20 protein-coding genes and 1 tRNA gene are annotated in these 23,837 nt (G+C 73.1%); 12 read left to right on the top strand and 9 right to left on the bottom strand.

Going from position 1 to position 23,837, the window contains the following annotated elements; translation table 11 throughout:
* Positions 1 to 101 precede the first annotated feature (101 nt).
* Positions 102 to 1,073 (bottom strand): sigma-70 family RNA polymerase sigma factor, encoded by a 972-nt coding sequence (locus tag ACIBEC_RS15990; RefSeq protein WP_360494337.1) that lies wholly within the window; start codon positions 1,071 to 1,073, stop codon positions 102 to 104.
* Positions 1,074 to 1,497: 424 nt separating this feature from the next.
* Here ACIBEC_RS15990 and ACIBEC_RS15985 point away from each other — a divergent pair, with 424 nt between their 5' ends.
* Together ACIBEC_RS15985 and ACIBEC_RS15980 are read left to right on the top strand one after the other, a co-directional pair.
* The gene (locus tag ACIBEC_RS15985) at positions 1,498 to 2,433 is read left to right on the top strand and encodes a phosphatase PAP2 family protein (RefSeq protein WP_360494340.1); all 936 of its coding nucleotides are present in this window, start codon (positions 1,498 to 1,500) and stop codon (positions 2,431 to 2,433) included.
* 42 nt (positions 2,434 to 2,475) lie between these two features.
* Positions 2,476 to 3,357, top strand: coding sequence for a carbon-nitrogen hydrolase family protein (locus ACIBEC_RS15980; protein WP_360494342.1), 882 nt, complete (start codon positions 2,476 to 2,478; stop codon positions 3,355 to 3,357).
* A gap of 128 nt (positions 3,358 to 3,485) precedes the next feature.
* Here ACIBEC_RS15980 and ACIBEC_RS15975 read toward each other — a convergent pair.
* Positions 3,486 to 3,558: transfer RNA gene (locus tag ACIBEC_RS15975), tRNA-Arg, on the bottom strand.
* 177 nt (positions 3,559 to 3,735) lie between these two features.
* Here ACIBEC_RS15975 and ACIBEC_RS15970 point away from each other — a divergent pair.
* A complete protein-coding gene (locus ACIBEC_RS15970) occupies positions 3,736 to 5,271 on the top strand; it encodes a glycosyltransferase family 39 protein (RefSeq protein ID WP_360494345.1) in 1,536 nt (511 codons plus the stop codon).
* 141 nt (positions 5,272 to 5,412) lie between these two features.
* Here ACIBEC_RS15970 and ACIBEC_RS15965 read toward each other — a convergent pair whose 3' ends face one another.
* Entirely contained in the window at positions 5,413 to 7,851 is a 2,439-nt protein-coding gene (locus tag ACIBEC_RS15965) for a hypothetical protein (protein ID WP_360494347.1), read from the bottom strand.
* Between the two features lie 298 nt (positions 7,852 to 8,149).
* On the opposite strand from ACIBEC_RS15965, the gene ACIBEC_RS15960 reads away from it, so the two are divergent.
* The 3 genes from ACIBEC_RS15960 (at position 8,150) to ACIBEC_RS15950 (ending at position 10,635) form a co-directional block, all read left to right on the top strand.
* Positions 8,150 to 8,914 (top strand): GPP34 family phosphoprotein, encoded by a 765-nt coding sequence (locus ACIBEC_RS15960; protein WP_360494350.1) that lies wholly within the window; start codon positions 8,150 to 8,152, stop codon positions 8,912 to 8,914.
* A gap of 645 nt (positions 8,915 to 9,559) precedes the next feature.
* Positions 9,560 to 10,423 carry a helix-turn-helix transcriptional regulator gene (locus ACIBEC_RS15955; protein WP_360494353.1) on the top strand — a complete coding sequence of 288 codons (864 nt, stop codon included), beginning with the start codon at positions 9,560 to 9,562 and terminating at the stop codon, positions 10,421 to 10,423.
* Positions 10,420 to 10,635: a DUF397 domain-containing protein gene (locus ACIBEC_RS15950; protein WP_360494356.1), complete on the top strand. Its 216-nt coding sequence runs from the start codon at positions 10,420 to 10,422 to the stop codon at positions 10,633 to 10,635. Before ACIBEC_RS15955 ends, ACIBEC_RS15950 begins: the two co-directional genes overlap by 4 nt.
* Before the next feature lie 121 nt (positions 10,636 to 10,756).
* On the opposite strand, the gene ACIBEC_RS15945 is transcribed toward ACIBEC_RS15950, so the two are convergent.
* Positions 10,757 to 11,872, bottom strand: a complete 1,116-nt coding sequence (locus ACIBEC_RS15945; RefSeq protein WP_360494359.1) for an ADP-ribosylglycohydrolase family protein — start codon at positions 11,870 to 11,872, stop codon at positions 10,757 to 10,759.
* Positions 11,873 to 12,011: 139 nt separating this feature from the next.
* Positions 12,012 to 14,618 carry a bifunctional FO biosynthesis protein CofGH gene (locus ACIBEC_RS15940; protein WP_360494362.1) on the bottom strand — a complete coding sequence of 869 codons (2,607 nt, stop codon included), beginning with the start codon at positions 14,616 to 14,618 and terminating at the stop codon, positions 12,012 to 12,014.
* 181 nt (positions 14,619 to 14,799) lie between these two features.
* On the opposite strand from ACIBEC_RS15940, the gene ACIBEC_RS15935 reads away from it, so the two are divergent.
* From ACIBEC_RS15935 to ACIBEC_RS15925, 3 genes are read left to right on the top strand one after another with little or no spacing between them, the layout of a single operon-like run.
* Entirely contained in the window at positions 14,800 to 16,053 is a 1,254-nt protein-coding gene (locus ACIBEC_RS15935) for a DUF2092 domain-containing protein (RefSeq protein ID WP_360494365.1), read from the top strand.
* A 3-nt stretch (positions 16,054 to 16,056) separates the two neighbouring features.
* The gene (locus ACIBEC_RS15930; RefSeq protein ID WP_360494368.1) at positions 16,057 to 17,127 is read left to right on the top strand and encodes an ABC transporter ATP-binding protein; all 1,071 of its coding nucleotides are present in this window, start codon (positions 16,057 to 16,059) and stop codon (positions 17,125 to 17,127) included.
* A complete protein-coding gene (locus ACIBEC_RS15925) occupies positions 17,114 to 18,022 on the top strand; it encodes an ABC transporter permease (RefSeq protein WP_360494371.1) in 909 nt (302 codons plus the stop codon). Before ACIBEC_RS15930 ends, ACIBEC_RS15925 begins: the two co-directional genes overlap by 14 nt.
* A gap of 54 nt (positions 18,023 to 18,076) precedes the next feature.
* On the opposite strand, the gene rarD is transcribed toward ACIBEC_RS15925, so the two are convergent.
* Together rarD and ACIBEC_RS15915 are read right to left on the bottom strand one after the other, a co-directional pair.
* On the bottom strand, positions 18,077 to 19,054 hold the full coding sequence (gene rarD, locus ACIBEC_RS15920; protein WP_360494374.1) for an EamA family transporter RarD: 978 nt from the start codon (positions 19,052 to 19,054) through the stop codon (positions 18,077 to 18,079).
* 138 nt (positions 19,055 to 19,192) lie between these two features.
* Positions 19,193 to 20,047 (bottom strand): SDR family oxidoreductase, encoded by an 855-nt coding sequence (locus ACIBEC_RS15915; RefSeq protein WP_360494377.1) that lies wholly within the window; start codon positions 20,045 to 20,047, stop codon positions 19,193 to 19,195.
* A 101-nt stretch (positions 20,048 to 20,148) separates the two neighbouring features.
* Between ACIBEC_RS15915 and ACIBEC_RS15910 the strand changes: the two genes are divergently transcribed.
* Complete coding sequence (locus ACIBEC_RS15910; RefSeq protein WP_360494379.1) at positions 20,149 to 20,544, top strand: helix-turn-helix domain-containing protein; 396 nt, start codon at positions 20,149 to 20,151, stop codon at positions 20,542 to 20,544.
* A 43-nt stretch (positions 20,545 to 20,587) separates the two neighbouring features.
* Here ACIBEC_RS15910 and ACIBEC_RS15905 read toward each other — a convergent pair whose 3' ends face one another.
* Positions 20,588 to 21,355, bottom strand: a complete 768-nt coding sequence (locus ACIBEC_RS15905) for a TetR/AcrR family transcriptional regulator (RefSeq protein WP_360494382.1) — start codon at positions 21,353 to 21,355, stop codon at positions 20,588 to 20,590.
* Positions 21,356 to 21,513: 158 nt separating this feature from the next.
* Between ACIBEC_RS15905 and ACIBEC_RS15900 the strand changes: the two genes are divergently transcribed.
* Entirely contained in the window at positions 21,514 to 21,708 is a 195-nt protein-coding gene (locus tag ACIBEC_RS15900; protein ID WP_360494385.1) for a DUF6011 domain-containing protein, read from the top strand.
* Here the strand turns inward: ACIBEC_RS15900 and ACIBEC_RS15895 are convergent.
* Positions 21,705 to 23,675, bottom strand: a complete 1,971-nt coding sequence (locus ACIBEC_RS15895) for a hypothetical protein (RefSeq protein ID WP_360494388.1) — start codon at positions 23,673 to 23,675, stop codon at positions 21,705 to 21,707. The two genes, ACIBEC_RS15900 and ACIBEC_RS15895, sit on opposite strands and share 4 nt — an antisense overlap.
* Here ACIBEC_RS15895 and ACIBEC_RS15890 point away from each other — a divergent pair.
* The gene (locus ACIBEC_RS15890) at positions 23,664 to 23,816 is read left to right on the top strand and encodes a hypothetical protein (protein WP_360494391.1); all 153 of its coding nucleotides are present in this window, start codon (positions 23,664 to 23,666) and stop codon (positions 23,814 to 23,816) included. The two genes, ACIBEC_RS15895 and ACIBEC_RS15890, sit on opposite strands and share 12 nt — an antisense overlap.
* Positions 23,817 to 23,837: the final 21 nt, after the last annotated feature.

Genomic DNA, 23,837 nt, shown 5'->3' with positions numbered 1-23,837 from the left:
TCGTCCTGCCCCTCCAGCCTAAGAGCCCCGTGGCACGCCTCGGGTCCTGGTGCGGAGCGCTCCGCACCAGGACCCGGTCGGGGGCTCGACAGGCCTTCCGGTCAGGCGGCTTCGAAGCCCGCGTGGTCGGCGATCTTCTTCAGCTCGGCCAGCGCGTGCTTCTCGATCTGGCGGATCCGCTCGCGGGTGAGGCCGTGCTGCTTGCCCACCTCGGTGAGGGTGCGCTCGCGGCCGTCCTCCATCCCGTAGCGGGACCGGATGATCGAGGCCGTGCGGTCGTCCAACCGCCCGATCAGATCGTCCAGTTCCTCACGGCGGAGCATGACCATCACGGCGTCCTCCGGGGACGTCGCCCCGGTGTCCTCGACCAGGTCGCCGAACTGGGTCTCGCCCTCGTCGTCGACCGACATGTTGAGGCTGACCGGGTCACGCGCCCAGTCCAGGACGTCCTTGATCCGGGCCTCGGTGGTGTCCAACTCGGCCGCGATCTCGGCCGGCTCGGGCTCCCGCCCCAGTTCCTTGGACTTCTCTCGCTGCACCCGCCGGATCCGCCCCAGCTCCTCCACCAGGTGCACGGGCAGCCGGATGGTGCGGGACTGGTCGGCGATGGACCGGGTGATCGCCTGCCGGATCCACCACGTCGCGTACGTGGAGAACTTGAAGCCCTTGGCGTAGTCGAACTTCTCGACGGCGCGCACCAGGCCCGCGTTGCCCTCCTGGATGAGGTCCAGCAGCGGGAGGCCGCTGCGCGGGTACCGGCGGGCGACCGCGACCACGAGCCGGAGGTTGGAGCGGATGAAGACGTCCTTGGCGCGCTCGGCGTCGGCGGCTATCGTCTCCAGCTCCTCGCGCGTGACGCCGTCGGGGAGTCCCTCCTCGTCCAGCAGGTGCTGGGCGTACACCCCGGCCTCGATCCGCAGCGAGAGCTCGACCTCCTCGGCGGCATCGAGCAGGGGCGTCCTGGCGATCTCGTCGAGGTACATGCCGACCAGGTCACGGTCGGCCTCAAGGTTGGTCGGGCGGGCCGCGCGAGTCCGGTCGGCCCTGTCGCGAACGACGGCACGGGTGGCCATGCTTGCTCCCTTTGCTGGTGTTGCCGAGGTCTGCCTGCCTGCCCCGAGGGCAAGAAGTGCGGGCCCCGCCCGGGGCTCACACGTAACGATCCAACGAACAGATTCCGGACAACATTCCCAAGTCACTCAGATTCTTCCCCGTGATGCAGTATCCTGCCGGTTTTCACCCCGACTTTGGACGCTCGGTGACCACCCGGATACATCCCGTGCCCTCGGGCGACCGTTCCGGGAGTGATTTCTTCACTCGACCCTCACGCGCCGGCCGCCTACCCGTTGAACAGGCGAATGGCCGCGCGCGTTCCCGCACACTCCCGGTTTCCGCCCGCGCCCACGCCCCGGCGCACGCAGGACCTCCTCACAAACGATGCCAAATCGCTATCGCTCCAGCTCCTGATCGGCGCAGGACACTGGGAAGGTGTCAGCCATGCACCTGACCAACAGCACGACCACCGCCACTGCGCGTAACCGCAGTCTCCTTCGGGACGCCGCGGTCGTGTTGGTTTGTGCCGCGCTCTTCGGCCTCCTGGCGGCTCTGGTGACGGGCCACTGGCGCCCGCTGATCCGCTTCGACCAGGAGTGGATCGGCGAACTGCACACCTACGCCCGGGAGCACCGGATCTGGACCGCCGCGGTGCAGACGCTCTCGGACATCGGCGGCACCGTCACCATGCGTACACTCCTCGGAATCGCCGCCGTCTGGCTCTGGTTGATCGGTGCGCGGGTCCTGGCCGGCTGGGTGGCCGCCCAGACCCTGGTCGGCTGGGGCGCCCAATGGGCACTGAAGCTGGCCTTCGACCGCAGGCGGCCCGGTTTCTCCGACCCGGTCTCGCACGCCGGCGGACCGGCCTTCCCCTCCGGGCACGCCATGGCCTCGGCGATCACCTGCGCCGTCCTGGTCGGCCTGGTCTGGTACCGGGTCCGCCGCCGGGGCCGGACCGCGGCCTGCGCGGTGGCAGCGGCGACGGTGCTGACCATCGGCTGGACCCGGGTCGCGCTCGGCGTGCACTGGCCCAGCGACGTACTGGGCGGCTGGCTGGCCGCCGGGATCGTGCTGGGCGCCGTGACCACCGTGATCGAGCTCTGGCGCCCCGGCGCGCTGGCCCGCGATGTACGGCGGGTCAACTGGCGTACCAGGCCCAGGGTTCAGCGGGTCATCGTGCCTTCCATCCGGTCGCCCCACCCCACCGACCCGCTGGACGACGGCGCACCGGGCGACGGCGTGCCACTGGACGACGACGTACCGCTGGACGGCGGCGTTCCGGACCACGGTGTCCCGGACCACGCCGTCCCGGACCACCGCGTTCGGGACGACGGCACCCTGAGCAACGCTGCCGACCGGCCGCACAAGAGAGCGAGCTGAGACCACGTCACCGGTCCGAGGCCGTCCGCTAGCGTGACCGCCGTGACCACCGCCCCTGCCCCCGCCCCCGCCGTCCCCACCGTCACCGCCGGATACCCCGAGCGGCCGCTGCGGATCGCCACCGTCCAGACCCAGGCCGTGGCCGGCGACATATCCGCCAACGCCGCCCAGGCCGCCGAGCTGATCCGCGAGGCCGCCGGCGCCGGTGCCCGCCTGGTGCTGTTCACCGAGAAGTTCCTCTCCGGGTACGAGCCCGAGCTGATCCGCGCCGACCCGCTCAAGTACACCGTCCAGCCCGGCGATCCGCGCCTCGCTCCGATCGCCGAAGCGTGCCGCGAGACGGGGGCCGTCGCCGTCGTAGGTGCCGCCGTGCAGGACGGTGCCGACCTGCGGATCTCCGCCCTCGTCATCGGCGCCGACGGCGGCTTCGTCACCCGTTACGACAAGCAGTACCTGTTCAAGGCCGAACGCGACCTCTACCGCCCCGGGACGGCCGGCTGCACGCTGGAGCTGGACGGCTGGCGGCTCGGCCTCGGCATCTGCTACGACTCCGGCTTCCCCGAGCACGCCCGCGCCGCCGCCCTCGACGGCTGCCACGCCTACCTGGTCGGCGCGCTGTTCAGCAGGGGCCACGGCTACCACGAGTCCCGCACCTGGTTCCCCGCCCGCGCGCTCGACAACACCCTCTACACGGTGCTCGCCAACCACATCGGCCACACCGGCCCCTGGCACACCTGCGGCGGCAGCGCGGTCTGGGGCCCGGACGGCCGCCTGATCGCCGAGGCGAGCGAGGACCGGCGCGAGGTCGTCGTCGTCGACCTCGACCCCACGGTCCTGCGCACCGCCCGAGAGACCGAGACCCTGCTCGCCGACCTCGCCCTCGCCGCCGAAGCCGGGGAACGCGCCCACGTGAAGCTCGCCTGAGACCTGCTGCCGGCCCGGCCGACCCGGCGGGCGGGGAGGACGGCGGCGGGGGGGCCGGTCAGGGCCCGGGGAACGGGACAGGCCCCCGACCCGGAGTGGGCGGGGGCCTGTGACCCGTGTGCTCGTTGTGCCCCAGGCAGGATTCGAACCTGCGACACCGGCTTTAGGAGAGCCGTGCTCTATCCCCTGAGCTACTGAGGCGTGGCCCGGCTGTGGCGAGGCCGGTCACAGCGTACCGGATCGGGGGTGGGGAGGGGGGTGGTGGACGGGGTGCGGACGGGGGTGCGGGTGCCGACGGGGTGTCAGGACGGGTCAAGTAGCCTGCCAAGAAGTGCCTGATCCGCCCCGGCACACCGCGCGAAGGAGACGAAAGACCCGATGAGACCTGCGGTGCGCCCGGTCGTCCGACTGCTGGGGCAGGTGTGGCTGTGGCCCGCGGTGGTGATGCTGGCGGTGGGCGGGTACCGGCTGGGGACGCCGGACCTGTGGCGGGACGAGATCGCGACCTCGACGGTGGCCACCCGCTCACTGGGCGATCTGCTGCGACTGCTCCAGCACATAGACGCCAGCAACGGCGCGTACTACCTGCTGATGCACGGCTGGACCGCGGTCTTCGGCGACTCGACGGTGGCGCTGCGCATACCGTCCGTGCTCGCGATGGCGGGGGCCGCCGCGTTCGTGGCGCTCACCGCCCGGCGGCTGTTCGGCGGCCGGGTCGCGGCGATCGGCGCGGGCCTGCTGTTCACGGTGCCGCCGCTGGTCTCCCGGTACGCGCAGGAGGCTCGCTCGTACGCGCTGGTGACCTGCGCGATCGCCGCCGCCACCTACTTCCTGCTCCGGGCGCTGGAGCGGCCGACCTGGCGGCGCTGGGCGCCGTACTGCGCGGCCATGGCGCTGGCGGGCGCGGGGCACCTGATCTCGTTCAGCACGGTGGCCGGGCAGGTCGCCCTGGTCGCGCTGCACCTGTGGCGCACCCGGGAGGCCGCGGACCGACGGCTGCTGTGGCGGTACCCGCTGGCGGTCGCGGTGGCCGCGGTTCCGATACTGCCGGTGGTGCTGCTGGGCAGCCGCCAGTCGGACCGGCAGCTGGGCTGGATACTGACCCCCTCCCTCCGTCGGCTGGCCACCTTCGGCGAGTACCTGTTCGGCTCGAACATCGTTTTCTACGCCTTCGTGCTGCTGGCGATCCCGGCGCTGGCCCTGCCCGGCCGACGACTGCAGGCCTGGCAGGTGCTGCTGCTCGCCGAGCTGCCGGTGGTGAGCGTCTGGCTGGTGTCGCGCCTGGGCGACACCTCGTACTTCATCGACCGGTACCTGCTGTTCACGGTGCCCGCCTGGGCGGTGCTGGCCGGGGGCGGGGTCGGGGCGGTGTACGGCGCGGTGGCGGTCCTCGCACGGCGCGGCCCGGCACCCCGCAGGGCCGCCGCGGCGGCCGGGCTGCTGGCGGTGGGGCTGCTCGCCGTACCGGCCGTGGCGGCGCTGCCCAAGCAGCCCGCCGTGCGGTACGCGGACTCGCACAACCACTCGGAGGAGCCGTTCAGGGCGGCCGCCCGGACGATCGCCGCCGGCTACCACTCCGGGGACGGGCTGGCGGCCCCGTTGGGCGACCAGTCCTGGGCGATGGTCTGGCCGGGCGTCAGCTACTACCTGCCGTCGGACGTCCACCCGTACCCGGTGTTCGTCGCGCGCAGCGCCGACGACGCGGAGGACCTGTCACCGACGCCCTGCCCGAAGCCGGAGGCCTGCCTGGGCCCGGTGTCCCGGATCTGGCTGCTGGTCCTCGGCGACACCGCGGACCCGCTGGGCGCCATGCCGACCGACCAGGCGCAGGTGCTCCGCACGCAGTACGGCGACCCGGACCAGGTGACGCCGCTCGGCGGGTTCACGCTCGCGCTGCTCGACCGCGACACGTAACCGGGGCTGCGGCCCTAGCCCCGGGGCTGCGGGAACAGGGGAACGAACGCCGAAGGGGAGCCGGTACGGACCGGCTCCCCTTCGGCGTTCGCTTCAGCGACTCAGCGGCTCAGCGGCTCAGTGCCTCGGCGCCTCGGCGGCTCACAGCGTGCGCAGCAGGCGGGACTGGATGGACGCCGGGTTGAGGTCCGACTGGAGGGCCACCGGGACCTCCACCTTGTTCTCGCCCGTGCCCACCCGCAGCACGCCGACCTCCTTGCCGGCCTTCTCGGTGTGCCCGACCTTCGCCGCGTCCAGGGTGACCGTGCCGGAGATGCCCGGGAAGCCCGCCACCACCAGGTCCTTGGTCGCGACGATCTGGACCTTGCCGCCGAGCCCGTCGTCCACCGAGCCGACGACGTCGCCCTGCTTCACCACCGTCTGGCCGGTCACGCCGTTCTGCGCGGCCTGAATCTGCTTGCCGCTGACCTTCAGCACGGTCGGCAGGATGCCGTCGCCGGTCGCGGGCGAGGTGGCCTGCTGGCCCAGGGTGACGCCGAGGATCAGCCGCTTCACGCCGCCGATCTCCTTGTACGCGGCCCACATCAGGCAGCCGCCGGCCGGGGTGCTGGAGCCGGTCTTGACGCCGATGACGCCGGTCTTCGGGTTGATCAGGTTGTTGGTGTTGGGGATCTTCACGTTGTTGAAGTTGGTCTCCGGGGTGGAGACGATCTGCCGGAAGACCTCGTCCTGCATGACCTGCTCGGCCAGCTTCAGCTGGTCCTTGGCGGTGGACTTGGTGTCCGCGTTGTAGCCCGCCGGGTCCGCGTAGATGGTGTTGGTCATGCCGAACTTGGCCGCGGTGTCGTTCATCAGCTTGACGAACTCCGCCTCGGAGCCGGAGTGGTAGCGGGCGAGCAGCCGGGCCACGTTGTTGGCCGACGGCAGCATCAGCAGTTCCAGCGCCTGGTACTCGGTGAGCACCTGGTTCTCGGTGAGCGTCACCTTGGACTCGTCGACGTTGCCGGACTCCTGCGCGGCCGGCTTGTCGACGGCGATCTTCGGGCCGCTCTCCCCCTTCTTCAGCGGGAACTTCTGCAGGATCAGGTAGGCGTTCATCACCTTGGTGACGCTGGCGATCGAGGCCGGCGTCTCCGGGCCCGAGCTGCCGAGGCTGCCGACGCCGACCACCTCGGCGGCGGACTGGCCCTTGGCCGGCCAGGCGAGGTCCAGCTGGTCGCCGGAGAAGCCGTAGCTGCCCGCGGCGGTCATCTTCACCGTGGCGTCCGGCAGCGGGCGCAGCAACTGGGCCACCACGAGCACGCCGAGCACCACGGCGAGGAAGGCGGTCCAGATGGTCACCCGCTTGAGGGCGCGGCGCAGCGGCGAGACCGGGCGGGAGTTGAGGGAGGCCAGGACCTCCATCGCCTCCGCGGTGTTCTCGGGCGAGGGCAGCGGCTCCGGCGAAGGCAGCGGCTCGGGCCGGGGCAGCGGCGGGACCGGCGGCACCGGCCGCGGGTCGGGCTCGGGCAGCGGCTTCGGGGCCGGCCCGGGGCCGGGCGCGGGCTTGGGGGCCGGCTTCGGCAGCGGCTCCGGGCCGGGGGTCGGCTCGGGTTCGGGCTCCGGCTCCGGCAGCGGGCGCGGCGCCGGCGGCTCGGGCACGGTGCCGGCCGAGGCGGCCGCGGGGGCGCGCGGCGGCTTGGGCTTCTCCGGCTTCTCGGCCTGCCCCGACTTCTGACCGGGCTGCCCGGTCTCGGTCAGCGTGACGGGGTCGGCATCGGCGTCGGCGTCGGGAGAGTCCTCGGCGGAGGCGTCCTCGGTGCCCTCGGCGCTTTTGGTGGCTCCGGTGCTTTCGGCCTTCGCAGCCTTCTCAGGCTTGTCAGTCTTTTCGGGCCTGTCAGTCTTGTCTGTCTTGTCGGCCTTGTCGGCCTTCCCGGCCTTCTCGGTCGGCGCGGCCTCGGACACGACGGCCTCGGGCTCGGCGGCGGCTTCGGCGGGCTCGACCGCCTCGTCCTTCGCCTTCTCCTCCGCCTTGCCGGCCGACTTCTCCGCCACCGCCGCGCCCGTCCGCATGACGAGACGCGGGTCGGAGCCGGACGGGCGCTCGGCGGGCTCCTTCTCCCCGGCGGGTGCCGAAGGGGTCTCCTTCTTCTCCCCCTCACCACCGGAACTCCCGTTACCGGCGGCCTTCACCAGCTCCTCGGGGAGCCGCAGCGCGGTGGTCCTGTTGTCCACCGGCAGTCGCAGCATCGTCGTCTTGCTGTCCACATCCCGGACGCGGAGCTGTACGGTCGAGCCGCCCTTGGCCCCCGCCGCCGGAGCGTCGTCGGACGCCTTCGCGGACGCCTTCGGAGACGGCTTCGGAGACGCCTTCGCGGGCGCATCGCCGGAGGTCTCCGCAGAGCTGTCCGAGGAATCGTCCGATGAGGCCTCGGCTGACGCCCCGGCAGCAGCCGGGCCGGAACCGCCCTCTGCGGACTCGGCCGTCGCGGCGGCGTCGGCGGCATCGGCCGCCGCACTGGCCGTCGCGGCGGTCCGTTCGCGTTCCCGGCCCCCCTCCCGCTCGTCGTCCCTCAGCACCCTGTCGGGGGACTCGCCCACGTATCCCAGCCTCCTCAACGCCCGGCGGGGCACCTGCGAACCCGATTTCGGGAAGCCGACGCCCCGCCCCGTGTACCTGTACAGTCTCCGCCACCGACGGCCGTTCCCACCGCGCACACCCCGCCCGACCGGCGCTTATTGCCGGCGCTCGGGCGCACCACGGTCTGTTCACAGATCAGACGCCGGGCCTGCGACCGCCGGTTCCGCGCCTTCACCGCAAGGTCACGATTCGGAGGCGTACTCGACAAGCCCGTGTGAGAGGCGTCACCCTGTCTCTCATCCACGCGGGGAGGCTTGGATGGGCAAGAGCCGCAGAACTGTTCCCGAGGAACTCTTGCTGCTCGCTTTGGACCCGACCACGGGTACCACGGCGCAGCCGCAGACCCTCGACCTCGGACTCGCCGGGGCGCAGCTCGTCGAGCTGTCCCTGGCCGGACGGATCGTACCGGAGGGAGACCGGATCGCTGTCGTGCTCGCACGGCCGACCGGCGACCCGACCCTTGACCACGCACTGGAACTGTTGCGCCGTCGCGGCAGTCCGGTCCGCGCGGCGCACTGGATCGGCGGGCCCCGGTTGGGGTTGCGGCAGACCTATCTGGCGCACCTGGAGCGCTGCGGCATGGTGACGGCCGTGCCGGGCCAGGTGTGCGGGGTGCTGCCGACGATCCGGTACCAGGCGTCCGACGACTGCACCAATGCCGCGATCAAGCAGCGGCTGGACACCGCGATCCGCACCGGCGTGCCGCCGGACCCGCGGACCGCCGCGCTCGCGGCGCTCGCCCACTCCGTGGGTCTGGGCAAGCACCTGTACCCGGGCAACGAGGGCCGGTCCTCGCGGTCGCGGCTGCGGGACCTGATCCGGTACGACCCGCTCGGCGGGATGGTCGCGCACGCCGTGATGGACGTGCAGAACGGCCTGCCGACGCAGCAGAACCGTTCTTCCCAGGGCGCTGGGTCGGGCTCCGGGTCCGGGGCCGCTCCGGCCACCGGCCGCTCCGGTTCCCGTACGGCGGGCCGGGGTTCGGGCGGGCGGGTTCCCGCCTCCCGGGTCGGCGTCCGCTGACCGGGGACGCACCGGTCGCCAACGGCACCGCCAACGGCACCGTCAGCGACACCGCCGAGGGCATGCCCGACAGCGTGCGCCGCGTCGCCCACGCCTCCCGGAGGCGCTGAGCGACCCGACGCACGACCGGCACCACCCGCACCTTGAGCACCACCCGCACCACCCGCACCACCCGCACCACCCGCACCACCCGCACCACCCGCACCACCCGCACCACCCGCACCACCCGCACCACAAGTGTCACAAGCACCACGAGAAGCACCACCAGAAGCACCGAGGGGCGGTCGCCCCGCGACGCAAGTCGCCCGGCGACCGCCCCTCTTGCCGTCCCCGGAAGCCCGCAGAAGCCCGCAGAAGCCCGCGGCGGCCTGCTCTCGCCCATGCCAGGGGCACGTGCGAGAGCGGTTCGGGGACATCTGTCGCACGATCTGTCCGAGTCGCCGAGCCGCATTACCACCTGGGGGCTTTCGCTGTCTCACAGAAGCGCTTTTCCGATGATCTGTTCTACCGCGCTGCTGTGATTCCCCGGCGCCGACCTGGCCCAAGGTGACATGCTGCTCCAAGTCAGGGGGGTTGGTCCCAATGTCCGAAGTGTTCCGAGGACTGCCGTTCCAACGATCACCAGAGGTTCGGCCGGAGGTCGAAGTGTCTGCCAACGTCAATCCCACCGTCCGCCGTCGACGCCTCGGCTCGGAGCTGCGCAAGCTCCGGGAAGGCCTCGGCATGACGGCGGAAGAGGTCGCCGGCCGGCTGATGGTCTCCCAGTCCAAGATCAGTCGGCTGGAGAACGGTCGCCGCAGCATCAGCCAGCGGGACGTGCGCGACCTCTGTGACGTGTACAAGGTGGCCGACGAGCAGATGCGCTCCAGCCTCATGGAGATGGCCAAGGAGTCGCGTCAGCGCGGCTGGTGGCACGACTTCAACGACATGCCGACCCCGTACAGCGTCTACATCGGGCTGGAGGCCGAGGCCTCCTCGATCCGCGCGTACGAGTCCTCCTTCGTCCCGGGCCTGTTGCAGACCGAGCAGTACGCCCAGGCCGTGGTCGAGGGCACCCAGCCGGACACCGAGGCGACCGCCGTGCAGCGCCGGGTGCAGGTCCGGATGAAGCGCCAGGAGCGCGTCCACGGCGAGGACCAGCTGGGCAGCCTGTGGACCGTCATAGACGAGGCGGTGCTGCGCCGCGAGGTCGGCAGCAAGGAGGTGATGGCCCGGCAGCTGCAGCAGATGCTGGAGCTCAGCCTGCGCCCGAACATCACCATCCAGGTGATCCCGTTCTCGCACGGCGCGCATCCCGGCATGACCGGGACATTCTCCCTGCTGGAGTTCCCTGAGTCAGCCGATTCCACGGTTGTCTACTTCGAAGGTGTGACGAGCGATCTCTACCTGGAGAAGGAGGCTGATGTGCGCCGCTATACCGGTCTCTACGACTACCTGAGGGCGGCCGCACTCGGTGTCGCGGAGAGCCGGTCGCTGATAGCCGACATCGAAAAGGAATTCCACGAATGATCACCCCGTCCGAGCACGGAACCCGATGGCGCAAGAGCAGTCACAGCGGCGGCCAAGGCGCCTGCGTGGAGATCGCCGTCCCCGGCGCGGGGGAGGTGGCCGTCCGGGACTCGAAGGATCCCCGGGGCCCGCACCTGCGTTTCTCGGCCGAGGCCTGGAACGCCTTCGCCGCGGCGACGGCGGCCGGCGTCTTCGGCGAGCTCCCGGGCTGACCCGCCCGCGCGGTTCCGTACCGGACGAGTTGCCCCCGCCCGGCGAGTTGCCCGTAGCGGTGTCCGTCGCCCCGTGGCGGCGGTCGACGCCACGGGCAACTGTCGTGTCGGGGGCGGCGCTTCAGCCCGTCACCGGGTAGCGGGCGGCCCAGGCGGCGCCCTCCGCCGTCCGCCGGTCGTGCAGTTCGGGGCCGTGCATCAGCTCCAGCACGAAGTCGTCGGCGAGTTCGAGGATCGCGGCGCGCCCCTCGACGGCCGCCACCAGGCCCGGCGGCAGCGCGGTGTCCCCGTGCAGTGCCCCGAGCAGGTTGCCGCAGATCGCGCCGGTGGAGCCGCTGTCCCCGGAGTGGTTGACGGCCAGCAGCAGGCCCGAGCGGACGTCGTGGGCGACCAGCGCGCAGTAGACCGCGATCGCCAGCGCCTCCTCGGCGACCCAGCCCTCCCCCAGCGCCTCGACCCGGTCGGCGGAGGGCTCGCCGGCCCGGACGGCGTCCAGCGCCGCCCGCAGCGCGGTGGTGGTCTCCTCGTGCGCCTGCCGCTCGGAGAGCAGGGCGAGCGCGAGGTGGACGCCCTCCTCCAGGGTGCCGCCGCGGGCCACCGACTGGATGATCACCGCGAACGCGCCCGCCGCGAGGTAGCCGGTGGGGTGGCCGTGGGTGAGCACCGAGCACTCCACCGCGAGCTGGAACACCAGGCTCGGCTCCCAGGTGGTGAGCAGCCCGAACGGCGCCGCCCGCACCACCGTGCCGCAGGCCTTGGAGTGCGGGTTCTTGGGCTGCTCCAGGGTGCCGAGCCGCTCGGCGTCGGCCCCGGTGAGGCCGGACAGGCAACCCTGGCCGGGGGCGCGCTGGGCGTACAGCCACTCCTCGCGGCCCAGCCAGCCCAGGTCGGGGCGGCGCTCGTCCGGGCCCCAGTCGCGCTGGGTGGCGACCCAGCGCAGGTAGGCCAGGTGCAGGTCGGTGGGCGGGTGCCAGCTGCCGGTGTCGCGCCGGATGTGGGCACGGATGAGCCCGTCGACGGTGAACAGGCTGAGCTGGGTGTCGTCGGTGACGGCGCCGGTGCGCCCGTAGGCGGGGACGTAGCCGGTGACGCCCTGCGGGCCGTGCTGGGCCCGGATCTTCTCCAGCGCCTCGAACTCGACGCCGGCGCCGAGCGCGTCGCCGATGGCCCCGCCGAGCAGGCAGCCCCGCACCCGGCTGCGGTAGTCCTGCTGCTGGGCGCGTGACCACAGTGGCATCACGACGGGGCGCCTTTCGTCGGGGCGGGGGGATGCGCGACGCACGGCCGGTCGCGCGCCCTCGCACTGTATTCGAAGGCCCGAGCGGATCAGCGGCTTCCCTCGAACTTCAGTGCCCCCGCCCCGGGGGTCCCGTCGTTCAGTCCAGCACCGGCAGCAGCTCCGGCAGGTGCCCGTCCGAGGCCAGTGCCGCGGCCTGCCGCTCGGCCGGCACCTCGCCGTAGGTGGTGGTGCGCTGGCGGTGCGGACGGCCGGCCGCCTCGGCGATCGCCTGGAGGTCGCGCACGGACTTGTAGCTCCCGTACGCCGAGCCGGCCATCCGCGAGATGGTCTCCTCCATCAGCGTGCCGCCCAGGTCGTTGGCGCCGGAGCGGAGCATCTCGGCCGCGCCCTCGGCGCCCAGCTTGACCCAGCTGGTCTGGATGTTGGGGATGTGCGGGTGCAGCAGCAGCCGGGCCATCGCGACCACCGCGCGGTTGTCCCGGGCGGTCGGGCCGGGCCGGGCGATGCCGGCCAGGTAGACCGGGGCGTTGGTGTGGATGAACGGCAGGGTCACGAACTCGGTGAAGCCGCCGGTGCCGTCGGACGCGAGCGAGCGCTGCTGGATGTCGGCGAGCAGCCGCAGGTGGCCGAGCCAGTGCTTCGGGGTGTCCACGTGCCCGTACATCATCGTGGACGAGGAGCGGATGCCCAGCTCGTGCGCGGTGGTGACCACCTCGACCCAGGTCGCGGCCGGCAGCTTGCCCTTGGTGAGCACCCAGCGGACCTCGTCGTCCAGGATCTCGGCGGCCGTGCCCGGGATGGTGTCCAGGCCGGACTCCTTGGCCCGCTGCAGCCAGTCCCGGATCGACAGGCCGGTGCGGGTCGCGCCGTTGACCACCTCCATCGGCGAGAAGGCGTGCACGTGGATGCCGGGCACCCGCTCCTTCACCGCGCGGGCGATGTCGAAGTAGGCGGTGCCGGGCAGGTCCGGGTGGATGCCGCCCTGCATGCAGACCTCGGTGGCGCCCACCTCCCAGGCCTGCGCGGCCCGGTCGGCGACCTGCTCCAGCGAGAGGGTGTAGGCGTCGGCGTCGGTGCGGCGCTGGGCGAAGGCGCAGAAGCGGCAACCGGTGTAGCAGACGTTGGTGAAGTTGATGTTCCGGGTGACGCAGTAGGTGACGTCGTCCCCGACGGCGTCGCGGCGCACGTCGTCGGCGATCCGGCAGAGCGCGTCCAGGGCCGGGCCGTCCGCGTGGAAGAGGGCCAGCGCCTGGTCGTCGGTCAGCTTCACCGGGTCGTCGGCCGCCACCGCCAGGGCCTCCCGCAGGTCCCCCGCGAGGCGCTCGGGCGCGCCCTTCGCGAGCACCTGCTCGCGCAGCACCTCCCAGTCGCCGTACACGTCCTCGAAGTCGGCCCGGCGGTCGCCGGTGCGGCCCTCGGTGTCGATGGTGGCGTGCAGGTCGGTCCGCCCGTAGGACTCCGGTAGGTCCTCGGGCTCCTGCCAGGGCAGGCCGCGGACCACCGCGTCCGGGTTCGCCAGGCCGGTCCGCGGGTCGGCCAGGGCGCGGACGTGCGGCAGCACCCGCGGGTCCAGCCAGGGCTCGCCGCCGCGCACGTAGTCGGGGTAGACGGCGAGGCGCTCGCGCAGTTCGAAGCCGGCCGCCGCCGAGCGCTCGGCCAGGCGATCGATCTGCGGCCAGGGGCGCTCGGGGTTCACGTGGTCCGGGGTGAGCGGGGAGACCCCGCCCCAGTCGTCGATGCCGGCCTCGATCAGACGCTCGTACTCGCCGTCGACCAGGTTCGGCGGGGCCTGGAGGCAGGCGGCCGGGCCCAGCAGGTGCCGGGCCACCGCCACGGTGGCGACCAGCTCGTCCAGTTCGGCGTCCGGCATGCCGCGCATCGCCGTGTCCGGCTTGGCGCGGAAGTTCTGCAGGATCAGCTCCTGGATGCCGTGGTAGGCGCGGGAGACCTTGCGCAGCGCGAACAGCGACTCGGCGCGCTCCTCGTACGTCTCGCCGATGCCGATCAGCAGGCCGCTGGTGAACGGGACGGAGCTGCGCCCGGCGTCCTCCAGCACCCGCAGGCGCACGGCGGGCTCCTTGTCCGGGGAGCCGAAGTGCGGGCCGCCGGGCTCGCTCCACAGCCGGGTGGCGGTGGTCTCCAGCATCATGCCCATCGAGGCGGAGACCGGCTTGAGCCGCTGGAAGTCCGTCCAGCTCAGCACCCCGGGGTTGAGGTGCGGCAGCAGGCCGGTCTCCTCCAGGATGCGGATCGACATCGCCCGCACGTACGCGATGGTGTCGTCGTAGCCGTGCGCGTCCAGCCACTCGCGGGCCTCGGGCCAGCGGTCCTCGGGCTTGTCGCCGAGCGTGATCAGGGCTTCCTTGCAGCCGAGTTCGGCCCCGCGCCGGGCCACGTCCAGCACCTCGTCGGGGGACATGAACATCCCGTGACCGGCCCGGCGCAGCTTGCCGGGGACGGTGACGAAGGTGCAGTAGTGGCACTTGTCGCGGCACAGCCGGGTGAGCGGGATGAAGACGCTCTTGGAGTAGGTGATGACGCCGGGTCGGCCGGCCGCTTCGAGGCCCGCGTCGCGTACCCGGGCGGCGCTCGCGCAGAGGTCGCGCAGGTCCTCGCCTCTGGCCTGGAGCAGCACGGCGGCCTCGGTCACGTCGAGGGCGACGCCGTCCCGGGCGCGGCGCAGGGCGCGGCGCATCGCGTTCGCGGTCGGCGGGGTGCTTGCGTCCGTGGCGGTTCCGTCCATGTCGCGACCCTACGCCAGGGGTGGTACCCCGGGATGAGTAACCCTGAGGCCGTCTCAGGGTCGGCATACCCATGAAGGCCAACCCGATCTGGCCCTGCAGGGCGATGCCAGCGGCGGCGTGGCGGCCTCTAATGGAGGGGCAAGGTCAATCGAACGTGTTCGCAGAGGAGTTGAGTACGCCATGACCAATGAGACGGCGGCGGGGGACGAGCTGGACGGCGGCGTGCCGTACCGCTCGCGGCGGCGCGTGCTGGTGCGTGCCGGGGTGCCGGTGGCGGTGGCCGCGGTGATCGCCGCGGGGGTCGGGCTGGTGCCCGCGCTGGCCGCCGACTCCCCACCCGACCTGCCGACGCTGACGGCGGAGCAGGTGGTCGCCAAGGCGCTCGGTTCCGAGACGCAGTCCCTGTCCGGGACGGTCTCGGTCACCACCGACCTCGGCCTGCCCAGCCAGCTGCTGGGCGCGGCCGGCGGCCTCGGCGCGGCGGCGTCCGGGCACGGCGGGGACGGGGCGGGCGCGTCGGCCGACCCGCAGGCCAAGCTGCTCGGCCTGCTCGGCGGCGACCGGACGCTGCGGGTCGCGGTGGACGGCCCGACCCACCAGCGGGTGGACATGATGGAGAACATGGCCGGCTACACCGTGGTCCGTAACGGCGACCAGTCCTGGGCCTGGGACAGCTCGACCAACAGCGCGGTGCACCTGACCGGCCGGGCCGGCGACAGGCACCCCGAGGCCCCGCTGTCCCAGCTGCCGGCCACCCCGCAGGACGCCGCCCGGCAGTTCCTGACCGCGAGCGCCGGCACCACCTCGGTCACCGTCGCCGGGACGGCCAACGTGGCCGGGCAGAAGGCCTACCAGCTGAGCGTGAAGCCGACCCAGAGCGGCTCGACCGTCGCCGAGGTCCGGATCGCGGTGGCCGCCGACAACGGCGTGCCGCTCGCGGTGGCGGTGAAGTCCACCGACGCCACCACCGTCCTGGACGTCCACTTCACCGACGTCTCCTTCGCCAAGCCGGCCGCCAAGACCTTCGACTTCACCGTGCCCAAGGGCGCCAAGGTGACGGAGAAGAAGGCGGACGAGGCGGCGGCCGAGGGCAAGGCCGCGGCGGGCTCCGACGCCAAGGCGCACGAGGGCGTGAACGTGATCGGCGAGGGCTGGACGGCCGTGCTCACCGGGCAGCTGCCCAGCGGGCCGGGCGCGACGCCGAAGGGTGACGGGCAGGTCGTCGGAAAGGGCGCCGCAAAGGGCGACGGCAAGCACGGCGGCGGGCGCGGTTCGGTGAACCCGCAGGGGCTGATGAAGTCGCTCGGCAAGCAGGTCGACGGCGGCACTCTGATCAGCACCAAGGTGGTCAACGTCCTGCTCACCGACGACGGCCGGGTCTTCGCCGGCGCGGTGACCCTGCCGGTCCTGCAGCACGCCGCCGGGGTGAACTGACGGATGACCAAGACTCCCGTAACGGGGGACGTTACGGAGTCGGCCGGGGGTCCGGGCGCCGAGTCGCGCCCGGCCCCCGATCCCGTTCCGCCCGCCTCCGCGTCCGCTTCCGCATCCCCCGCTGTTTCCGCCACCGACGATGTCATCAGAACCCGCGGCCTGACCAAGCGCTTCCGGGGCGGCCAGCTCGCCGTGGACGGCCTGGACCTGGCCGTGCCGCGCGGCTCCGTCTTCGGCTTCCTGGGCCCCAACGGCTCCGGCAAGACCACCACCATCCGGATGCTGATGGGCCTGATCGCCCCCACCTCGGGGGTGGCCAGCGTCCTCGGCGAGTCGATGCCGCAGTCCGTCGCCTCCGTGCTGCCCCGGGTGGGCGCGCTGATCGAGGGCCCCGCGCTGTACGGCTTCCTCTCCGGGCGGGACAACCTGATCCGGTTCGACGCCGCCGACCCGACCGCCGACCCCCGCACCCGGCCGCAGCGGGTCGACGCGGCGCTGGAGCGGGTCGGCCTGAGCGCGGCGGCGGGCAAGAAGGCCCGCGCGTACTCGCTCGGCATGAAGCAGCGCCTCGGCCTGGCCTCCGCGCTGCTGCAGCCGCGCGAGCTGCTGGTGCTGGACGAGCCGACCAACGGGCTGGACCCGCAGGGCATGCGGGAGATCCGGGCGCTGGTCCGGGAGGTCGCGGCGGAGGGCACCACGGTGTTCCTCTCCTCGCACCTGTTGGACGAGATCGAGCAGGTCTGCACGCACGCGGCGGTGATGTCCCGGGGCCGGCTGGTGGTGCAGGGCACCGTCGCCGAACTGGCCGCCCGGGCGCAGGGCCGGCTGGTGGTCCGCACGCCGGACGTGGCGCAGGCCGCCGAGGTGCTGGCCGCCCGCCAGGTCACCGGCCTGGTGCCCGGCGAGGGCCGGGTGGACGGCGAGTTGGGCGAGCGGGACGACGCGGCGCTGCCCAAGCTGTGCGCGGCGCTGGTCGAGGCCGGGGTGCGGGTGCACGGCTTCGGGCTGGAGCGGGGCACGTTGGAGGACGCCTTCGTGGCGCTGACCGGGGAGGGCTTCGATGTCGCGGGCTGATTCGACGGCGCGGGCTGATTCGACGGTGCGGGCCGAGGCAGCGGTGGTCACCGGCCGGCGGCCGCAGACGGCGGGCGGGTTCCTGGCGCTGTTCCGCAACGAGCTGCACCTGACCTTCCGCCGGCTGCGGACCAAGGTGCTGCTGGCGATCCTGGCGGTGCTGCCGGTCCTGATCGGGGTGGTCGTCAAGCTCAACACGGACAGCCCGCACGAGGGCGGCGGCGGTCCGAACTTCATCGCGCAGACCACCCAGAACGGGCTGTTCCTGGTCTTCACCGCGCTCGCGGTCGCGCTGCCGGTCTTCCTACCGATGACGGTCGGGGTGGTCGCCGGGGACTCGGTGGCGGGCGAGGCGGCCACCGGGACGCTGCGCTACCTGCTGGTCGCCCCGGCCGGGCGGACCAGGCTGCTGGCCGCCAAGTTCACCGCCGCGCTGGTGTTCTGCCTGGCCGCGACGGCGGCGGTCGCGGCGGCGGCCCTGGCCACCGGCGCCGCGCTCTTCCCGCTCGGCGAGGTCACGCTGATCTCCGGGGACACCATCGGCTTCGCCGACGCGCTGCTGCGCGCGGTGCTGGTGGCCGGCGTGGTCGCCGCCTCGCTGGCCGGGCTGGTGGCGATCGGGCTGTTCGTCTCCACGCTCACCGGCAGCGGCATCGCGGCGATGGCCGCCACCGTCGGACTGGTGATCACCGTCCAGATCCTGGATGCCTTCCCGCAGCTGGACGCGATCCGGCCGTTCCTGTTCACCCACTACTGGCTGAACTTCGCGGACCTGCTGCGGGCGCCGATGTACTGGGACGGCGTGCTGAAGGACCTCGGGCTGCAGGCCGCCTACGTCGCCGTGTTCGGCGCGGCGGCCTGGTCGCGCTTCAGCAGCCGGGACATCAGCGCCTGACGGCTCACCGCGGGTGAGGCTTGCGGCGGGTGAGGCTGCGGCGGGTGAGGGCGTTCAGGGCGTGACGGTCGCCTTGGCCATCTCCGCCGGTGCGGGCCGCAGGACCGCCGCGGCCCGCGCCGCGCGGTCGGCCCGCACCTGGCGCAGCGCGTCCCAGGTGAGCAGCGCGAGCGCGGCCCAGACCAGGGCGAAGCCGGCCCAGCGGGCGGGCGGCATCGACTCGTGGAAGACGGCGACGCCGATCAGGAACTGGAACACCGGCGCCAGGTACTGGAGCAGCCCGAGCACGGTCAGCGGCACCCTTACGGCGGCCGCGCCGAAGAACAGCAGCGGGATGGCGGTGATCACACCGCTGAGCATCAGCAGCCCGGAGTGCCCCCAGCCGTACGAGCCGGCCACCGTGTGTCCGAAGGTGCCGCGCCCGCTGATCTGCAGGTAGATCAGGTAGCCCAGGGCGAACGGGAACATGAAGGCGCTCTCCGCCGCGAGGCTCTCCAGCCCGCTCAGCCCGACCTTCTTCTTCAGCAGGCCGTAGGTGGCGAAGGAGAACGCGAGGGTCAGCGCGATCCACGGCAGCCGCCCGTACGCGACGCTCAGCACCGCGACGGCGAGCGCGCCGACGCCCACCGCCGTCCACTGCGCGACGCGCAGCCGCTCCTTGAGCACCAGGACGCCGAAGGCGATGGTGACCAGGGGGTTGATGAAGTAGCCGAGGCTGGTCTCGACGACGTGTCCGGCGTTGACGCCCCAGATGTAGACGCCCCAGTTGATCGAGATCACGGTGGCCGCGCCGGCCAGCATGGCGACCCGGCGGGGCTGGCGCAGCAGCGGGCGTATCCAGCTCCAGTGCCGCTGGACGACCAGCAGCAGGACCACCGCGACCAGGGACCAGACCATCCGGTTGGCCAGGATGTCGTCGGCGGCGCCCGGCTCCAGCAGCGGCCAGAACAGTGGGAAGAGCCCCCAGATGCCGTAGGCCGCGAAGCCGTACCAGAGGCCTCGGCCGTTGTCCTGCTGGTCTGTCTGTGGCATGGCCGAGTGCCCTCCCGCGCGCGTGTGGTCCTGGTGACGGTAGCGGGCGGAAGGGCAGAATGTCATCTCCGTTTCCGGATTTTGGTCATGACATTGTTTGCATGCTGGACGATTTCGGCGTTTCGGGTGGTCAGCCCGTCAGGCGCCGAGCGCCGCACGGACGGAATCGGCCATCGGGACGGTCGGGCGGCCTATCAGGCGGGCCAGGTCGCCCGGGGTGCCGGCCAGCTCGCCCCGGGCGATGCCGGCGTCCACGTCGACCAGGACCTCGGCGAAGCCCTCCGGCAGGCCCGCGCCGACCAGGGCCGCCAGGTGCTCGGCCGGGGCGACGTCCCGGTGCCCGACCGGCTTGCCGGAGGCCTTCGCCAGCTCGGCGGCCAGCTCGGGCAGGCTCCAGGCGGCGTCGCCGCTCAGCTCGTACACCGCGTTCTCGTGGCCGTCGCCTTCGCCGGTCAGGACGGCGACCGCCGCGTCGGCGTAGTCCCGGCGCGGGGCGGTGGCGATCCGGCCCTCGCCGGCGCTGCCGAGCACCATGCCCCGGGCCACCGTGCCGGCCGCGTCGCCCAGGTAGTTCTCGGTGTACCAGCCGTTGCGCAGGAGCGCGTACGGCAGGCCGGAGGCGAGGATCAGCTCCTCCGTCGCCCTGTGCTCGTCGGCCAGCCGGAAGGTGGCCACGCCCGGCGCGCTGGTGTAGGCGAGCAGCGCGACCCCGGCGGCCTTGGCGGCCTCCACGACGGCCCGGTGCTGCGGGATCCGGCGGCCGACCTCACTGCCCGAGATCAGCAGCACCCGGTCACCGGCGGCGAAGGCGCCGGCCAGGGTCTCCGGCTTGTCGTAGTCGACCACGCGGACGGCCACACCGCGCGCGGCCAGGTCGGCGGCCTTCTCGGCGGAGCGAACGGCGACCGCCACCTCGCTCGCGGGGACCGCAGCCAGCAGGCCCTCGACGACGAGACGGCCGAGCTGGCCGGTGGCACCGGTGACGACGTACATGGTGGCTCCTCAGGGGGTGCTGGTGGGGTTCTGGCCTCGGAACTCACCTTAGGGACAGCACTAACCTTTCGAAAGTACGCACTTCAAAGTAGGGTACTGACATGAAGGTAAGCGAGCAGTTGAGGGAGCTCCCCCCGCCCGACGTGTTCGACCGGATGTGCCCGTCCCGGGGCGTGCTGGAGCACGTCACCACCCGCTGGGGCGTCCTCGTCCTCGGCGCGCTGCACCAGCGCGGCTACCGGTTCAGCGAGCTGCGCCGTCAGGTCTCGGGAGTCAGCGAGAAGATGCTCGCCCAGACCCTGCAGACGTTGGAGCGGGACGGCTTCGTCCTGCGCGAGGCACACCCGGTGATCCCGCCGCGCGTCGACTACAGCCTCACCCCGCTCGGGCGGGAGGCGGCGGAGCTGGTCGCGGCGCTGGCCCACTGGTCGGAGCGGCGGGTGCCGGCCGTGGTCACGGCCCGCGAGGAGTACGACGCGCGGACCACCGCCGGGTGAGCGCGTGACGGGGCCTACCGCTGGGTGAACGTGGGACGGGGGCCTACCGCTGGGTGACGAGGACCGCCAAACCGTCCAGGACGCGGGCCAGGCCGAAGGCGTAGGCGTGGTCCGGGCTGTACGCGCCGCCGTGCGCCTCGCCGGCGGCGGCGCCGACCCGGGCCGCCACCGGGTAGCGCTCGGGGTCGAAGACCCTCGCGAGCAGCTCGGCGTTGGCGGCCCACCACTGCTCGTCGGTCATCGCACTGTCCTGCCGGGCGGCGCGCTCGTCGGCGGCCATCCGGGCACAGGTCTGGACGAAGCCGAGCAGGTGGGTCAGCGCGGCGTCCAGCTCGACGTCGGGCAGGCCGGTGCCCTCGAAGGCCCGCAGCTCGTACTCGTACTTGGCCATCAGGCCGGGCCCGAGCGGCGGACGGCTGGTGGAGACGGCGGCGACCCAGGGGTGGGCGCGGTGCAGCGCGCGGTTGTCGTCCGCGACGGCGGTGACCCGGGCGCGCCAGCCGTCGTCGGCGGGGGTGCTGCGGGGCATCGTCGCGTAGACGGTGTCCAGCATCAGGTCGAGCAGCTCGGCCTTGCCGGGCACGTAGGTGTAGAGCGCCATCGGGGAGAGCCCGAGCTCCTGGGCGATCCGTCGCATGGTGACGGCGTCCACGCCCTCGGCGTCGGCCAGGGCGATCGCGGCGGCGGCGATCTCACCGGTCGAGCGCGCCTGCCGGGGCCCGCGCCGACCGGGCTTCTCCTCGGCGGTGAGCCCCCAGAGCAGGGCGAGGGTGCGCGCCGGGTCTCCTGCGCTGCTGCGGTCGGTGGCCATGAGGGCCATCGTTTCACGCATCGCTCCACGCATTGCTTCACGCATGGCTCCATACATGGCTCCACGCATCGCTCAACGCATTGCTGCACGCATCGCTCCGTGCATCGCTTCGTGCATCGCCGGGCGTCCTTCGCGGTGCGGGCCGTTACCGTCTCCCCATGACCAGCCCTGAGCCGCTCCCCGGTACGGACACCGCCCAGACCCTTCGCACCCGGGTGACCTGCCGCCGCTGCCACCGGCCGCTGCACGACCCGGAGTCGCGGATGCTGCGGCTGGGGCCGGAGTGCCGCGACCCGGCGGAGCGGGTCGCGCGGTTCGACGTCGACCAGGACCCGCTGCCCGGGGTGGGTTAGCCCCGGCCGAAGAGGCGGCGCAGGCGGCCGGGGTTGGGCGCGTGTTCGGGTTCGGGCTCGGGTCGGGCCACGGGGGTGGGCTCGGGCTTCGGCTCGGGCTGGGGCGCCGACTCGAGGTCCGGCGCGGGGTTCGGCACGGGGTCCGGGGCGTCGGCGGCGTCCTCGGCACGGATGGCCGCCCGCGCGAGGTCGCGGTCGGCGGGCGACACCCAGGGGGCGGCGAGCACCAGGCGGCACACCGAGCGCAGGATCGTCACCACGCGCACCCGCCGGGCGTCGACGCAGTAGTGCAGCCGCCGTCGAAGTTGCGCGGCGATGTCGGCGCGGGCCTCCGGGTGCGTCCAGCCGATCGCGACCAGCGCGAAGCCGGCCGCCTCGGCGACCCAGTCCTCCGGCCCGAGCAGCAGGTCGAGCAGCACCCGGCGGCGGTCCGACTCCGGCCACGGCTGGTCGGTGCGGTGGTGGGCGATGCCGAGGCAGGCGAAGGCCTGGACGGCGCGCACCCACAGCTCGGGCTGGTGGGCGAGCAGGGCCCGGCCGAGTTCGTCCTCGCGCGGCAGCGGCGGGTGGGCGAGGACGCCGAGCAGGTCGTCGAGTGACAGCCCGGCGAGGCGGACGGCCTCGTCGTAGGCGGCGGGAACGCTCGGCCAGACGATCCCGACGATGGTCCGGACGAGTTCGGCGCTCTCCGGCGCGGGCGGGTCGACGGCGGGCCGGGGGTCGGTGCCCTCCCAGGCCCAGATCCGGGTGGTGGTGGCGGTCGCGGTCAGCGGCCGCCGGAGGTCGGGCTCGTCGACGGACTGGTAGACGACGGTGCAGTGCGGCAGCGCGAGGTGGAGGGCCAGCTGCGAGCTGGGCGGTTCGAGGGTGGAGACCTCGCAGTCGATCGCGGTGTCGCGGTCGGTGTCGCGCGCCGCGAGGACCTGGTGCAGCAGGTTGATGGTGGCTTCGGACGTGCCGGGGACCATGCCGAGCCAGGGCTCCCGGTGGCTCAGCCGGGCCAGGAGGTCCTGGGCGTACTCGTGGTCGGGGTGGGCGCGGTGGTGGTCGGCCAGGCCGAGCAGGTGCACCGGGTCGCCGTCCAGGGCGTGGCGCAGCCCGTACCGGGCCGGGGCCGCCTTGGGGTGGTCGGGCTCGGTGGCGAGCACCCGGTCCAGCCAGGGCAGGCCCTCGGCGGGGCGGCCGAGGGTGCCGTACAACTCGGCGACGTCGACGGCGAGGTAGCTGCTGGAGTTGTCCCGGTCCGGTGCGACCCGCTCCAGCTCGGCCTCCCAGACGGCGAGCGCCCGCTCCGGGCGGCCGTCGGCGCGCAGGGCGTTGCCGAGCATCACGGCGGGCAGGTAGCCGGGGGCCGCGCGGTGGGCCCGCGCGGCGAGGTCGACGGCGTGGGCGGTGGCGCCGAGGCGGCGGGTCAGGCCGGAGGTCATCGCCAGCAGCAGCGCGTGGTCGTCGTGGCGGGCCAGCACGGCCTGTACGAAGGCGTCGAAGGGCCGGACGGCTTCGGCCAGTTCGGTGGGGAGCGGGTCGGGCAGCGCGCCGGCCGCGCGGGCCACCGCCTGGGCGACGGTGTCCGGGTCGACCAGGCCGGGCAGGTCCTCGCGGGCCAGCCAGGCGGTGTGCGCCCAGGGGCGGGCCGGCTCGTACTGGATGGCGGAGGCGAGCAGGCCGACGGCGGTGTCCCAGTCCCCGGCGGCGGCCTCCACGTGGGCCCGGCAGGCGACCGTGCCGAGGTACACCTCGCCGTCCAGCGGGAACAGCTCGCGCGCGGCCGCCGGGCCGCCGGCTGCGGCGCACAACTCGGCCAGCGCCTCGTGCAGTTCGGGCAGCTGCGGGTCGGCGAGGATGGCATCGGAGAGGTGGTCGGCGGCGTGCGTGAGGTCGCCGGAGTCGATCGCCAGCCGGGCGACCGCGACCTCCCCCTCGGCTGCCAGTCGCTCGTCACCCTCGTCCTCGGTGTGACCGCCCATGCCCTGCCCCCCGGTTGCCTCGTCGCGCTCCGGACGAGGCTATCCGGTGCCCCGGGCCGGCGGGTCGATCGCATCAACCTCGAGAAGAAGTTCGTCGGCGTCCTGAAGACCGACGCCGGCAGCGTCAACATCTCCTGCTGACCTGCCACTTGGCGACCGCCC

Origin of the sequence: Kitasatospora sp. NPDC051164 (genome assembly GCF_044455625.1) — a bacterium.
GTDB lineage: Bacteria > Actinomycetota > Actinomycetes > Streptomycetales > Streptomycetaceae > Kitasatospora.
The sequence above is the reverse complement of the archived record's forward strand: the minus strand, read 5'-3'. Positions and strand labels throughout refer to the sequence as shown.

Coding starts and splice junctions, on each gene's coding strand:
- ACIBEC_RS15985 (WP_360494340.1), top strand. CDS start 1,498: ATGCACCTGACCAACAGCACGACCACCGCCACTGCGCGTAACCGCAGT.
- ACIBEC_RS15935 (WP_360494365.1), top strand. CDS start 14,800: ATGACCAATGAGACGGCGGCGGGGGACGAGCTGGACGGCGGCGTGCCG.
- ACIBEC_RS15895 (WP_360494388.1), bottom strand. CDS start 23,675: ATGGGCGGTCACACCGAGGACGAGGGTGACGAGCGACTGGCAGCCGAG.
- ACIBEC_RS15960 (WP_360494350.1), top strand. CDS start 8,150: ATGGGCAAGAGCCGCAGAACTGTTCCCGAGGAACTCTTGCTGCTCGCT.
- ACIBEC_RS15930 (WP_360494368.1), top strand. CDS start 16,057: ATGACCAAGACTCCCGTAACGGGGGACGTTACGGAGTCGGCCGGGGGT.
- ACIBEC_RS15925 (WP_360494371.1), top strand. CDS start 17,114: ATGTCGCGGGCTGATTCGACGGCGCGGGCTGATTCGACGGTGCGGGCC.
- rarD (WP_360494374.1), bottom strand. CDS start 19,054: ATGCCACAGACAGACCAGCAGGACAACGGCCGAGGCCTCTGGTACGGC.
- ACIBEC_RS15940 (WP_360494362.1), bottom strand. CDS start 14,618: ATGGACGGAACCGCCACGGACGCAAGCACCCCGCCGACCGCGAACGCG.
- ACIBEC_RS15900 (WP_360494385.1), top strand. CDS start 21,514: ATGACCAGCCCTGAGCCGCTCCCCGGTACGGACACCGCCCAGACCCTT.
- ACIBEC_RS15990 (WP_360494337.1), bottom strand. CDS start 1,073: ATGGCCACCCGTGCCGTCGTTCGCGACAGGGCCGACCGGACTCGCGCG.
- ACIBEC_RS15945 (WP_360494359.1), bottom strand. CDS start 11,872: ATGCCACTGTGGTCACGCGCCCAGCAGCAGGACTACCGCAGCCGGGTG.
- ACIBEC_RS15910 (WP_360494379.1), top strand. CDS start 20,149: ATGAAGGTAAGCGAGCAGTTGAGGGAGCTCCCCCCGCCCGACGTGTTC.
- ACIBEC_RS15915 (WP_360494377.1), bottom strand. CDS start 20,047: ATGTACGTCGTCACCGGTGCCACCGGCCAGCTCGGCCGTCTCGTCGTC.
- ACIBEC_RS15970 (WP_360494345.1), top strand. CDS start 3,736: ATGAGACCTGCGGTGCGCCCGGTCGTCCGACTGCTGGGGCAGGTGTGG.
- ACIBEC_RS15950 (WP_360494356.1), top strand. CDS start 10,420: ATGATCACCCCGTCCGAGCACGGAACCCGATGGCGCAAGAGCAGTCAC.
- ACIBEC_RS15905 (WP_360494382.1), bottom strand. CDS start 21,355: ATGGCCACCGACCGCAGCAGCGCAGGAGACCCGGCGCGCACCCTCGCC.